Source organism: Stenotrophomonas sp. 22DLJC03, assembly GCF_056861405.1.
Map to the genome: position 1 here is coordinate 714,710 of NZ_JBSPUG010000001.1, position 12,952 is coordinate 727,661.

The following is a 12,952-nucleotide window of genomic DNA, read 5'->3' on the forward strand; positions in this document are numbered from 1 at the left end:
ATGGCGTGGCCGTGCAGCACGGCCGCTTTTCCTCTCTCAATCGCCCTGTCCGGGCGTCCATGCACAAGGAGCCTGCATGCCTGAAACCGACCTCGCCGAAGCACACCGATCCGATGAAACGCGCGCGTCGTGCATTGCCGCCGCAGCGTTCTCATTCGGTGCGACCACCCCTCGATAAAATACGACTGGCATGACGGACACCATCGACGAAGCGCAGGAACTGGAAGCGCGCCACCTGCAACGCGCATTGGCCCAGCACGCAACGCGGGCCAGCAGCGTTGCCCCTCTCACGCCCATTGGGGAATGCCACAACCCGGACTGCAGCGAAGACTTCGACAAAGATCCGGCCAGGCTGTTCTGTGGGCCTGCCTGTGCCGAGCGTTTCGAAGCCATCCATCAACACCGCAACGCATAGGAACAGGGGACATGTCTCTGAACAGCAACGACGCTGGCTTCACCGAACGCATCGCCGGATTGTCGGCCGAGCTCGCCATGCTGGTGAGCCTGGTTGAGAACCACATCCATCTGCAGCTGGCCGATCTGGCGGATGCGGGGGACGTGGATGCACAGGAGCGATTCGCGATGGCCGACCCGGAGCGCTGGTTGGAGAACGCCCGCAACAGCCTGCAGGCGGGTGTCATGTTCCTGGAGCGCGCGGTGCAGCAGCCGGTGCGGTTCTAGCGTTGCCGATCGGGGGCGGAAGGGGCCGGCCAGGCTGGGCGCCCTTCCGTCCCCTCCAGGGTGATCAGTGCGCCTCGCGAACGAGGCTGCGTCATAACGTCGCACCACCTGCGGAGCAACCCTGAACGTGGTCCAAGGTTGGCTGCAGCCCCGTAGAATGGTGGCGTGCGACGTTCTGCTCTCCACCGCCGGTTCCAGGCCCTGGCATGGCTTGCCATGCTGCTGGTGCTGCTCGCCCCGCTGGTGAGCCGTTGGCTGGCGAGTGGTCACGTTGCGGCCATCGCACCGGTCGCAGCCATGAATCACGCGATGCACGCAGAGCATGCGCAGCAGGCGATGGAAGGGCACCACGACCATCACGCGATGGCAATGCAGCACGGGGAATCGAAAGCGAAGCCGGCTGTCGATCCACATGCCGATCATGAGATGGGCGTGGACTGCGATTACTGCCTGATCGCCGCCCGGCTGATCACCCTGCTGGTGGCAGCGCTGCTGCTGTTGGCGCCGATGGCACCGGTGTGCCGCGCGCTGCGTGGTGCGGTGCGGGCGTTGCCGCAGCGGATTGCAGGAACGTTGGGCGCACGGGGACCACCGGTGGCTGCGGCTGTCTGAGCCGAACACGCGGTCATTCATTCAGTTCGATTGAAGTCGCCGGGCATGGCCCGGCGCTACCGCGTGCGCATTTCTTCCTGCTGCCCGGCCGACCGGGCGGCCCTGCATGCCGTGAAAGAATGAAAACGAACCCCAACTCCGCGCGCCTGCGCCGGGCGACGCTACCTGTCCTGTGCGCGTTGCTGCTGCACACCGCTCCCCTGCTTGCCGCCGACGCGGCTCCCCCCACCACGTTGGATACGGTGCGCGTGGTCGACACCCGCAGCGGTGAACTGTCTTCCTCCGCCAGCGCCGGCTCTGCACTGGGCCTGAGCGTGCTGCAGACACCGGCCAGCCTGACGGTGATTTCGCGCGAACAGCTGGAACAGCGTGGCGACAACAACCTCAACGATGCGATCAGCCGGGCAGGCGCGATCAGTGCCATGCCGCACCCCGGCAACGGCCTGAGTGCACTGTCCAGCCGTGGCTTCACCGACGGCGCCTCGGTGATGCGGTTGTATGACGGGCTGCGCCAGTACGGCGGCGTGGGCATCACCTTCCCGTTCGACACCTGGTCGATCGAGCGCATCGAAGTGCTGCGCGGACCAGCCTCGGTGATCCATGGCGACGGGGCGATCGGCGGGGTGATCAACATTGTGCCGAAGAAGCCTTCGCGCGGTGCCATCGAGAACGAGATCAGCGTAACCGTGGGCAGCGAAGACACCGCGCGCCTGGGCTTCGGCAGCGGTGGCGCGCTGACCCCGGAGCTGGCCTACCGGCTGGATGTGAGCGGGAACTACGGCGGTGGCTGGGTCGACCGCGGCCGCAACAGCGATGCCACTTTCTCCGGTGCATTGCTGTGGCAGGTACGCCAGGACCTGCAGCTGACACTTACCCACGCGCAGGGTTACCAGAAACCGATGCGCTACTTCGGCACGCCGCTGGTCGAGGGGCGACAGCTGGAGGCGCTGCGCCACCGCAACTACAACGTGGAAGACAGCGACATCCGCTACCGCGATCGCTGGACCCAGTTCGATGCGCTGTGGACGCCGAACGCGAATGTGGAATGGCGCACGCGCCTCTACCAGATCGACAGCCAGCGCGATTGGCGCAATGCCGAGGCCTATGTCTACAACCGCGCCACTGGCTTGATCGATCGATCGGGCAATACCGAGATCACTCACAACCAGGACCAGACCGGGCTGACCTCCACGCTGCGCGTGCAGGGAACGGCGGGTGGCCTGCAGAACAGTTTCGCGGTGGGCCTGGACGCCAACCGCGCGCACTTCAAGCACACCAACAACACCTATGCCGGCAGCTCGGGCCCGGTCGATCCGTTCGATCCGGTGCCGGGCCAGTTCGCCAGCGATGCGCCGAACCTGCCGCGCTACCGCAACAGTGCCGAGCAGTTCGCGCTGTTCGTGGAAGACCGGTTGGCGCTGAGCGAGCGCTGGTCGGTGCTGGGTGGGCTGCGCCACGACCGTGCACGTATCGATCGTACTGATCTGATCAGCGGCCAGAACGCGTTTTCGAAGACCTACAGCAGCACCGGCTGGCGTGCAGGTACGGTATTCGCGCTTCGGCCGACGCTGAGCCTGTATGCGCAGTACTCGCAGGCGGCGGATCCGGTCAGCGGCCTGCTGATGATCAGCCCGGCCAATGGTGCATTCGACCTGGCCAAGGGGCGGCAGATCGAGGTCGGCCTGAAGCAGGCCTTCGAGGGCGGGGAGTGGACGCTGGCCGCGTATCGCATCCGCAAGACTGGCCTGCTCAGCCGCGACCCGCTGGTGCCGGATCGCCGGGTGCAGGTGGGAGCACAGACTTCCCGGGGCATCGAGGCGTCGTTGAACTGGAACTTCGCGCCGAAGTGGTCGCTCGATGCCAATGCCACGGTGTTGAAGGCCGAGTTCGAGGACTTCCTGGAAACCACAGGCTCGCCGGCGATACTGGTGTCGCGTGATGGCAACGTGCCGCCGAACGTGGCCGAGCGGCTGGCGAACGCATGGCTGAGCTGGCAGTTCCTGCCGGACTGGAGCGCAGGCGCTGGCGTGCGCTATGTCGGCAAGCGCTACGCCGACAATGCCAACACGCTGGAATTGCCCGGCTACAGCACCACCGATCTGGCGCTGACCTGGCAGGCAGCACCGCGCACGCGCCTGACCGCTCGCATGTTCAACGTGTTCGACAAGGCGTACTACGCAACCGCGTACTACACCAGCACGCAGTGGCTGCTGGGCGCGGATCGCCGCGTCGAGTTCTCCGTCGATCATCGCTTCTGAGGACGCGCACCATGTCGCTGCGATCGAAGGCCAAGCGCTGGACCTACCTGGTGCATCGCTGGCTCGGCATCGGCGGATGCCTGCTGATGCTGCTGTGGTTTGTCAGCGGCATGGTGATGCTGTTCATCGGCTACCCGAAGCTGACGCCGGGGGAGCGCTTGGCAGCCTTGCCCGTGCTGGGGGACGCCCGCGACCTGCAGGGGCTGTCGGTACTGCCTGCCGCGGTGCAGGCCGAGCCGGAGGCCGTGGCCCTGACCACGTTGCGAGGCGCGCCTGCGTATGTGGTGCGCACGGGAAGCAACGTTGGGGCGTGGTCAGCCGTCACTGGCCAGGCCCTGCTGCCGGTGTCGGCACAGCGTGCCGAAGCATCAGCTGCACAGTTCGCCGGCGGCCAGGCGTTCGTGGGCGCGATGCGGGTGGACGAGGACCGCTGGACGCATTCGCGTGCACTGGACGTACATCGGCCGCTGTACCGGGTGGAAGTGGGTGGTGCACAGCCGGGAGACCTGTACGTGTCCTCGCACACCGGCGAAGTGGTACTGGATGCACCACGGGTGCAGCAGCGCTGGAACTATGTGGGCGCGTGGCTGCACTGGTTGTACTTCCTGCGCATGCAGTCGGTGGACCCGGTGTGGACGTGGGTGGTGATTGTGTTGTCCGCGCTGTGCACGGTGGCGGCGGTCAGCGGCATCGTGGTGGGTGTGTGGCGCTGGCGTTTCCGTGGGCACTACCGCTCGGGTGCGAAGACACCGTATGTCGAGCCGTGGATGCGCTGGCACCATCTGATCGGATTGGTGGCTGCGGCCTTCGTGTTTACCTGGATCTTCAGTGGGCTGATGTCGATGAATCCGTTGGGGATTTTCAATAGCACACGCGAGGCGATCGACAGTGGACGCTATCGCGGTGCTGCGGTGGTGGTGGATGGCGCATTGGGTGCCCCAGCGGCGCTGCTGGCGGTGGCCGACACTACGCGGTTCAAGCCGGTGGAGATCCAGTGGCGGCGCATCGGTGGTGAACTGTTTGCGGTGCTGCTGGATGGACAAGGCGATACCCGCATCGTGTCCCAGGTTGAAGGGCAGTTGCAGGTTGCGCGCGTGTTGCCCGCAGAGTGGCTGCGGCAGAAGGCAGGGGCGATGTCCGACGTGCCGATGCAGGGTTTCGCAGTCCAGCAAGCGCCGGATGCGTACTTCTATCCGCGTGCACCGGAGGCCATGAATGGTGCGGCGGTGCGCCGCTTTCCGGTGGCAGTGGCGGACTTCGGCGATGCCGAGGCGACGCGTGTCTATCTCGATCTGGCCACCGGCGATCCGTTGCTGACGATGGGGCATCGGGAACGGGTGGGGCGCTGGCTGTTCTACTTCCTGCACAGCTGGGATCTGCCAGCGATGCTGCGTCAGGAAGGTGCGAGGCTGGCTGTGTTGCTGCTGCTGAGCGCTGCTGGCACGGCGTTGTGCGGGACGGCCACGGTGATCGGCTACCGCCGGTTGCGGATGAAGGTGCGGCGGCGCTGATGCTGCCAGTCACACCCGCAGCCAGCGCGTCGACATGGCGACCATCAGCAGCGCCACGGCGACGCCGATGAACGCAGCGATCAGGCCGAAGTGGTTGGCAGCAAAACCGATCAGTGCCGGGCCAGCAAGGATGCCGGCAAAGCCTAGCGTGGACACGGCAGTAATCGCCAGCGCACCCGGCATGCGGGTCTGGTGGCCGGCCAGCGAGAACAGCGCGGGCGCGATGTTGGCGCAGCCGAGGCCGACCAGCACATAGCCGATCAGCGACGCCTGCCACGGCGTGACCAGCGTCAGCACCAGCACGCCAGCGGCGGCAAGCAGAGCACCGAACACGATCGCGCGCTCACGGCCCATACGCGCTACCAGCGCATCGCCGAACAGGCGTGCGACGGTCATGGTCAGGGTGAAGGTCACATAGCCGATACCGGCAATGCTGGCATCGACGCGGCGCACATCGCTGAGGAAGACCGCGCTCCAGTCCAGCATCGCGCCTTCGCCGAGGAAAGCGACGAACGCCAGCACGCCGATGAACAGCACGATGCCGTGCGGAATGGCGAGCATCGGTGTGTCGTGCGGCATGCGCTCGCTGTGCCAGTACGCCGCCGACAGCAGCATCACCAGCAGCATGGCGCCGACACCGATCAGCACCGATGCCAGTGGCGGCAACTGTGCGGAGAGCAGCACGGTCATCGTTGCCGCGCCGAGGAAGCCGCCGATGCTGAAGAACGCGTGGAAGCCGGACATCATCACCCGCCGCGCTTCGCGCTCGACGATGACGGCCTGCACGTTCATCGTGCAGTCCATCGCGCCGACAGCTGCGCCGAACACGAACAGCACCATTCCCAGCGCCCAGGCCGAACCGGCGAGTGCCAGGCCGGGCACCGTCAGGCAGATCAGCAGGCTGCTGGCCACCATCACCCGGCGGCAGCCCAGGCGTGCGGCCAGCACGCCGGACAACGGCATGGCCAGCAGCGAACCGGCACCGAGGCAGAGCAGCACCAGGCCCAGCGTAGCGTCGTTGATGTCGGTGCGCGCCTTGGCGAACGGCACCAGGGTGGCCCACAACGCGGTGGCGAAACCGGGAATGAAGAATGCAGCGCGGGTCGCGTGCTGTTCGGCACGCGCGCGGTTGGCGAGGGACATGAGTGGTACGGTCAGGGCGGGGTGGGATGTACCGCGATACCGGCGGCGCGGAAGCGCGCGGCCAGTGCGGGCGGTGCCGAGGTGGTCAACACCAGATCGTCGATCTCGTCGAGGCTGGCGATCTGCCAGTTGCCCCGGGCACCGAGTTTTTCGGTGGTGGCGGCGACGATGACGCGGCTGCTGCAGGCCACCATCGCGCGCTTCAGTGTGGCTTCTTCCGCATCCATCGCCCACACGCCGGTGTCGCCATCCACCGCGCATGGGCCGGGCAGATAAACGTCGGCGCGCAGGCGCTGCACCTGGGCCAGTGCTTCGGCACCGACCGCGCCGCCGCCGCGGGCGAGGCGGCCGCCGATCAGCTGTACCGAGGTGCCCTCGTGCAGGCTGGCGGCGGTGGCGATCTGCGGGGCGTTGGTGATCACCGTCAGACCGAGGGCGGCTGGCAGCTGCTGGGCGATGGCCAGATTGGTCGAGCCTGCATCGAGCAGCACTACCTGGCCGGGCTGCAGCAGGGCACAGACGCGGGCGGCCAGTTCGGCCTTGTCGCCACGGTCGCGGGTCAGGCGCTCGCGCAGCGGGCGCTCCTTGGGCGGCGGCAGCACGGCGCCACCGTAGACGCGTTGGCACAGCCCCTGGGCAGCCAGCTCGCGCAGGTCGCGGCGGATCGAATCCTCGGAAACCGCATAACGGCGCGCCAGTTCAGCGGCCACCACACGGCCCTGTTGGTGCAGTTCGTCGAGGATCAGCTGGGTCCGCTGGGCGGGGAGGGGGCTGGGATCGGAGCTCATGCTGGGAGTGTGCATGTTCGTGCATTAACGTGCAGCAACGTGTGATCCGGGATAGGTGGACACACGCCGGCTTGAACGCCGGTGAACCCGCCCACGTCCGGGTCTATGGATCACCTTCGTGGCCCGGCATCATGACGGGGCCACCGGCATGGAATCCCCGATGTCCCCCACCGTTCACCGCAAGCTGCGCATCGGCGCGGACCAGTACACCGGCCAGAAAGTGGTCGACCAGCAGTTCCACGAATGCGACTTTTCCGGCGCGGACCTCACCGCCACCGAATTCATCAACTGCAGTTTCTACGATGCCGACAGCCGCGCCGGCTGCCGCTTCAATGGTGCCACGCTGAAGGAAGCCAGTTTCCGCAGCTGTGACATCAGCATGTGCCATTTCAGTTTCATCAAGGCGTTGGGGCTGGAGATCAGCGAGTGCCGCGCACAGGGTGCGGATTTCAGCAACGCCAGCTTCATGAACCAGATAACCGCGCGCAGCTGGTTCTGCAGCGCCTTCATCAAGAAGTCGAACCTGCGCTACGCCAATTTCTCGCGGGTGACTCTGGAGAAGTGCGAACTGTGGGAGAACCGCTGGGACGGCGCCAACGTGAACGGTGCCAGCTTCGCAGGATCGGACCTGTCCGGCGGCCAGTTCGAGGGTATCGACTGGAACAGTGCCAACTTCACCGACTGCGACCTGACCAACTCCGAGCTGGGCGAGCTGGACCTGCGCAGCACCAACCTGCGTGGCGCCACGCTGGACGTGCAGCAGGTGGCGCTGTTGATGCAGCGCATCGGTATCACCGTAGTGCCGTAGACTTCATCCGGCGTACGCCACCCAGCCCTTGAAGCTGAAGCCGGCATAGAACAGCTCCACGTCGTCGAAGCCGGCCTCCTGCAGCAGCGCGACTTCCTGCTCGGGCGCCAGCAGCGGCAGCCGCTCGGCAATCGCTTCGATCGCGCGCTGCGCATCGGCGTGGGCAACCCCCGAAGCTTCCGCGAACGCCGCGTAGCGCTGCAACCAGCGCAGCTTGCCGACCGGATCCTGCGGCACGCTGTGGTGGGCGACAACCAGAGGGGCACCCTGGCGAAGTCGCTTGTGTAGCTCGCGCAACGTATGCAGGCGTTGCGTGGCGTCGAGGAAGTGCAGGGTCAGCAGGCAGCTGGCACCATCGAAGCGCACGTCCGGGGCGTCGTCGATGTAGCCTTCCAGCAGCTCAACGCGTGCGTTCAACGGGCCCAGTGTCTGCTCGGCCAGGGCCAGCATCGGCGCGGCCGGGTCCACGCCCAGCAACTGCCAGCCCGGCTGCGCCACGGCAAAGGCCTTCAGCTCCAGCCCCCCACCCGCACCCAGCACCAGCACGCGGCCCTCCGTCGGGACGCGTTCGGCCAGCAGCAGGCGGCTCATCTGCTGCAACGCGAGGAAGCCCGGCACCTGGCGCTGCGGCGCTTCGGCATAGCGGGCCACCGCCTGCGGGTCGGAGAACGTGGGCATGCGCGGATTCCTGCAGAGGGGGCATACCACTGTAGCGCGCCGTGCAAGTGCCTTTGCGGCTGGACGCTCCCGCCTGCGCTGGCCGGTTCGCAACCAGCTCAGCGCAGTTCCCGCGTCAGTACCTGCCAGATCCGCGGGTCCTGGCACTGCGAGACGTTGAAACGTACATAGTCGGCCGCGCGCTGCGACTGGCTGAAGGCATTGCCCGGGGCCAGCACAATGCCTGCGCGCAGGCATCGCCGGGCCAGTGCGGCGGCATCGCGACCGTCTGGCAGCTGGCACCACAGGAACAGGCCGGCTTCCGGCTGCAGCCACGGCGTGATGCCCAGAGTCTGCAGTTTCCGCTGCGTTTGCCGGCGCGCATCGGCCAGCCGCGAACGCACCGACTGCATGTGGCGGCGGTAGCCGCTGTCGGTCAGCGCGATGTGCATCAATTGTGCCGCGAGGTGTCCACCGCCGAAACTGGTGGCCAGCTTCAGGTCGGTCAGCGCTTCGATCCAGTCATGGCGTGCGGCGATGTAGCCGCATCGCGACGCTGCCGACAGTGTTTTGGAGAAGCTGCCGACGTGGATCACCCGTGACAGCCCATCGAGTGCGGCCAGCCGTGGCGCGGGGCTCAGCTCGAAGTCGGCGAAGATGTCGTCCTCGACGATGATCAGCTCGCTGCGTTCGGCCAGGCCAAGCAGACGATGGGCGATGCTGGCCGACAATACGGCGCCAGTCGGGTTGTGCAGCCCCGAGTTGGTGATGTACAGCCGTGGCGAATGCGCCTGCAATGCGTGTGCGAATGCTTCAAGGTCCGGGCCGGTGGCGGTGTAGGGCACGCCGATCGCCTGCACCTGGTGTGCCTTCAGCAACGCGTGGTAGTTGAAGTAGCTGGGGTCATCGACCAGCACACAGTCGCCGGGTTTGAGCAGGAAACGGCAGATCAGCTCGACCGCATGGGTGCCCGATTCGGTCAGCAGGATCTGTTCCATGGGCGCATCGATGCCCACGGCAGCCGAACGCCGCTGCAGCAGCTGGCGCAGCGCGGGCAGGCCGAGCGGGCCGGCGTAGTCGACCAGCTGTGACGCATCGGCGCGCGCAAGCCGGCGCAGGCCACGACGCATGCCGTCGTGGTACAGCCAATCGCTGGGCATCCAGCCACAGCCCGGTTTGAGATGGCCGGCCGGTGTTTCCAGCGATTGCCGCGACACCCACAGCGGGTCCACCGCGCGATCCAGCCGGGGCTCCATTTCGGCAAGGGCGAGTGGTGCAGCAGGCCCGCTGACGTAGAAGCCCGAGCCCGCGCGCGCGCTGATCACACCCTCGGCGGCCAGGCGCTCATAGGCCTCGACCACGGTGGAGACGGAAACCCCCATGGCGCTGGCCTGTGCACGGACCGAGGGCAGGCGCGAGCCGGGGCCATCGATGCGCGCGCTGATGCGGGTGCGCACCGCCTGGATGACGGATTCGATGCGGGTGAGGGGGCGTGGCATGGCGGACTGTAGTGGAAGTGTGGGCAGTACAGTTACTTGCGACTGTACTGGATTGTAGCTGGGGCCGCGCAGTCTCGGGTGCTTCCATGGAGATCCCGCCGGGTGCTGCCCGGCACGACAGGAGTACAGGCGTGGAACGGTCGGCGAGTGGTTGGATCAATGGCTTCATCGGCGTGGTGATTTTCGCGGGCTCGTTGCCGGCAACCCGCCTGGCAGTGCTGGAGCTGGACGCCGGATTCGTCACCGCTGCGCGTGCCACCATCGCCGCCGTGCTTGGCGTCAGCCTGTTGCTGCTGCTGCGCCAGCCGCGTCCGCAGCGCACCGATCTGGCGGGCCTGGCCGTGGTCAGTTTCGGCGTGGTGGTCGGCTTTCCACTGCTGACCGCACTGGCCCTTCGCCACGCTTCATCGGCACACACCATCGTGTTCCTCGGCCTGCTGCCGCTGAGTACTGCTGTGTTCGGTGTACTGCGCGGTGGCGATCGGCCGCGTCCCGCATTCTGGTTGTTCTCGCTGCTGGGCAGTGCCTGCGTGGTCGGCTATGCGGTACGCAACGGCATCGAGGCCTCGCTTCAGGCTGACCTGCTGATGCTGGCGGCAATCGTGGTGTGTGGGCTCGGCTATGCCGAAGGTGGTCGGCTTGCCCGTCACCTTGGGGGTTGGCAGGTGATCAGTTGGGCGCTGCTGCTGGCACTGCCGGTGATGCTGCCGTTGGCGGTGCTGATGCGCCCGGCCTCGTTCGCGGCAGTCGGTGCTTCGGCGTGGTGGGCACTGGGCTACGTGGCGGTGTTCAGCATGCTGATCGGTTTCCTGTTCTGGTATCGCGGGCTGGCCCAGGGCGGGATTGCCGCGGTTGGCCAACTGCAGCTGCTGCAACCGTTCTTCGGCCTGGCCCTGGCTGCGCTGCTGCTGCACGAATCGGTCAGCCTCAGCATGGTGCTGGTGACCGTGGTCGCGGTGATCTGCGTGGCAGGCGCGCGCCGCTTCAGCCGCTGAGCGAAAAAGGGGGCGGAGGGGATCAAGCCGTAACTTGCCACACTGTGCCTGAAACGCCTTAATCCTCTCCGTCCCCTTTTCGACGATAGCGTGCGCGTATCGTGGAGGGCGGCGAACGGTATTGGCTGCGGCCCGCGTGTTTGGTTGAAGCTGTGCGGATGAAGCCGATCTCGCGTATTTCCTTCGAAGGCCAGGTGGGCCTGGTGACCGGCGCCGCCGGTGGACTGGGCCTGGCCTACAGTCGCCTGCTGGCCGAGCGTGGCGCGCATGTGGTGATGCATGACGTCGGTGCCGGCACCGATGGCCGTGGTACCGATCCGCTGCGCATCCAGCACAGTGCCGAAGCGTTGCAGGCGCGGGGGCTATCGGTGCAGGCCGTCAGTGATCCCATCGACCATCGCGCGGGTTGCCACGGGCTGGTGCAGGATCTGCTGCAGCAGCACGGCCGTATCGATTTCCTGATCCACAACGCCGGCTGGGTCGAGTACCAGACGCTGGAAGCGATCGAGGACGAGGCGCTGGAGCAGATGCTGTGCCTGGCCGCGAAGACGCCGCTGTGGCTGGCGCAGACGGCGTGGCCGGCGATGCGCGCGGCGGGCGGTGGGCGCATCGTCATCACCACGTCCGATCGCGCGCTGTATCCGCAGTACGCACAGCGCGGGCTGTCCGCTTACGCGATGGGCAAGCTGGCCGCGCTTGGCCTGGTCAATGTGCTGGCACTGGAAGGCGCCGAGCACGGTATCGTGGCCAACGCCGTTTCGCCGGTGGCGAAGACCCGCATGTGGGGCGTCGACGGCGAGCCCGACGAGCTGCATCCGGACGCGGTCGCACAGGGCGTGGCCTATCTGGCGTCCACGCGCTGCCAGGACGGCGGATGGGTGCTGCGCGCAAGCAATGGCCAGTTCCACGCACTGCGCCTGCAGGAGGCCGAGCATGTGGCGTATCCGCGGGATCTGCGCGCGGTCAGTGCCGACAGCATCGAGTCGGTGGCCCTGCAGTGGCCGGCCATCGCCCGCGCCAGCGTCGACGTGCGCGGCTGAAGGCGTACTCTAGGCGGGTTCCCACTGCCTGCATCGAGATGATCGACCTGCGCCTGCTTCGCCAGTTCGTGGCCGTGGCCGAAGAGCTGCACTTCCACCGCGCCGCGGCCCGCCTGCACATGTCGCAGCCACCGCTGACGGCGGCGATCCGGCGGCTGGAAGACGAACTGGGCAGTGAACTGATCGTGCGCGGCAATCGTACCCTGGGCCTGACCACGGCCGGGCAGACCTTGCTGGTTGAGGCGCGGGCAACGCTGCGGCAGGCCGAGCAGGCATTGCAGCGCACGCGCGAAGCCGCCGCCGGGCAGTCTGGCAGCCTGCGCGTGGGCCATGTGGGTAGTGCGCTGTATGGCCGCCTGCCAGGCCTGATCCGCCGCTTCCGCCAGCAGTACCCGCAGGTGCAGCTGCATCTGCAGGAAGCGACCTCGCGCCAGCAGCAGCTGTGGCTGCGTGAGCAGCGCATCGATGTCGGCGTGCTGATTCCACCGATTCCCGCGGCCGAGCTGGTACTTCACGACTTCGACCACGACCGCCTCGCGATTGCGCTGCCGCGTGCACATGCGCTGGCCGACGCACCACAGGTCAGTGTGGCGATGCTCGCCGATGAGCTGTTCGTTTCATGGCCGGCGGGCGAGGGCATCGGCTTTCATGCGCAGGTGCTGGGCCTGTGCACCGCGGCAGGATTCACCCCGCGCGTGGTGCAGGAAGCGCATGGCATGCACGCGGTGCTGTCGCTGGTGGCGGTTGACGCCGGCGTGGCGATCGTGCCGGCCAGCATGGCCAGTTTCCGTTCGCAGGAAATCGTCTATCGGCTGTTGGCCGATGAAGCAGCGCGCTTCGCGCTGCAGTTCTGCACGCGGCCGGAAGCACCGTCGCCGGTGCTGCGCAATTTCCTGGATGCCGCGGCCGCGCGCTGATCCGGTGGATCAGCTGGTCCTGAGCGCTGCGGAGCAGATGCGC

Annotated in this window: 13 protein-coding genes; 9 read left to right on the forward strand and 4 right to left on the reverse strand. The window is 66.9% G+C overall.

Annotated features, from left to right (window positions below):
- The first annotated feature begins 190 nt into the window (after positions 1 to 190).
- The 5 genes from AC13GA_RS03375 (at position 191) to AC13GA_RS03395 (ending at position 5,062) form a co-directional block, all read left to right on the forward strand.
- Positions 191 to 415, forward strand: a complete 225-nt coding sequence (locus AC13GA_RS03375; RefSeq protein ID WP_482997517.1) for a hypothetical protein — start codon at positions 191 to 193, stop codon at positions 413 to 415.
- An 11-nt stretch (positions 416 to 426) separates the two neighbouring features.
- On the forward strand, positions 427 to 681 hold the full coding sequence (locus tag AC13GA_RS03380; protein WP_046982767.1) for a hypothetical protein: 255 nt from the start codon (positions 427 to 429) through the stop codon (positions 679 to 681).
- Between the two features lie 216 nt (positions 682 to 897).
- Positions 898 to 1,293 (forward strand): DUF2946 family protein, encoded by a 396-nt coding sequence (locus AC13GA_RS03385; RefSeq protein ID WP_426355770.1) that lies wholly within the window; start codon positions 898 to 900, stop codon positions 1,291 to 1,293.
- A 119-nt stretch (positions 1,294 to 1,412) separates the two neighbouring features.
- Positions 1,413 to 3,551 (forward strand): TonB-dependent receptor, encoded by a 2,139-nt coding sequence (locus tag AC13GA_RS03390; protein WP_482997518.1) that lies wholly within the window; start codon positions 1,413 to 1,415, stop codon positions 3,549 to 3,551.
- A gap of 11 nt (positions 3,552 to 3,562) precedes the next feature.
- Entirely contained in the window at positions 3,563 to 5,062 is a 1,500-nt protein-coding gene (locus AC13GA_RS03395; protein WP_482997519.1) for a PepSY domain-containing protein, read from the forward strand.
- 9 nt (positions 5,063 to 5,071) lie between these two features.
- On the opposite strand, the gene AC13GA_RS03400 is transcribed toward AC13GA_RS03395, so the two are convergent.
- Both AC13GA_RS03400 and AC13GA_RS03405 read right to left on the reverse strand, forming a co-directional pair.
- Positions 5,072 to 6,205, reverse strand: a complete 1,134-nt coding sequence (locus AC13GA_RS03400; RefSeq protein WP_426354198.1) for an MFS transporter — start codon at positions 6,203 to 6,205, stop codon at positions 5,072 to 5,074.
- Positions 6,206 to 6,216: 11 nt separating this feature from the next.
- Positions 6,217 to 6,993 (reverse strand): DeoR/GlpR family DNA-binding transcription regulator, encoded by a 777-nt coding sequence (locus AC13GA_RS03405; RefSeq protein ID WP_046982842.1) that lies wholly within the window; start codon positions 6,991 to 6,993, stop codon positions 6,217 to 6,219.
- 160 nt (positions 6,994 to 7,153) lie between these two features.
- Here AC13GA_RS03405 and smqnr point away from each other — a divergent pair, with 160 nt between their 5' ends.
- Positions 7,154 to 7,801: a SmQnr family pentapeptide repeat protein gene (gene smqnr / locus AC13GA_RS03410; RefSeq protein WP_482997520.1), complete on the forward strand. Its 648-nt coding sequence runs from the start codon at positions 7,154 to 7,156 to the stop codon at positions 7,799 to 7,801.
- Between the two features lie 3 nt (positions 7,802 to 7,804).
- On the opposite strand, the gene AC13GA_RS03415 is transcribed toward smqnr, so the two are convergent.
- Entirely contained in the window at positions 7,805 to 8,479 is a 675-nt protein-coding gene (locus tag AC13GA_RS03415; RefSeq protein ID WP_482997521.1) for a class I SAM-dependent methyltransferase, read from the reverse strand.
- Between the two features lie 98 nt (positions 8,480 to 8,577).
- Positions 8,578 to 9,957: an aminotransferase-like domain-containing protein gene (locus AC13GA_RS03420; RefSeq protein WP_480982533.1), complete on the reverse strand. Its 1,380-nt coding sequence runs from the start codon at positions 9,955 to 9,957 to the stop codon at positions 8,578 to 8,580.
- 131 nt (positions 9,958 to 10,088) lie between these two features.
- On the opposite strand from AC13GA_RS03420, the gene AC13GA_RS03425 reads away from it, so the two are divergent.
- The 3 genes from AC13GA_RS03425 to AC13GA_RS03435 all read left to right on the forward strand — a co-directional run bounded on the left by AC13GA_RS03425 (position 10,089) and on the right by AC13GA_RS03435 (position 12,909).
- On the forward strand, positions 10,089 to 10,952 hold the full coding sequence (locus tag AC13GA_RS03425) for a DMT family transporter (RefSeq protein ID WP_136638910.1): 864 nt from the start codon (positions 10,089 to 10,091) through the stop codon (positions 10,950 to 10,952).
- 158 nt (positions 10,953 to 11,110) lie between these two features.
- Positions 11,111 to 11,992, forward strand: a complete 882-nt coding sequence (locus tag AC13GA_RS03430; protein WP_136638909.1) for an SDR family NAD(P)-dependent oxidoreductase — start codon at positions 11,111 to 11,113, stop codon at positions 11,990 to 11,992.
- A gap of 38 nt (positions 11,993 to 12,030) precedes the next feature.
- Entirely contained in the window at positions 12,031 to 12,909 is an 879-nt protein-coding gene (locus tag AC13GA_RS03435; protein WP_482997522.1) for a LysR family transcriptional regulator, read from the forward strand.
- The last annotated feature ends 43 nt before the right edge of the window (positions 12,910 to 12,952 follow it).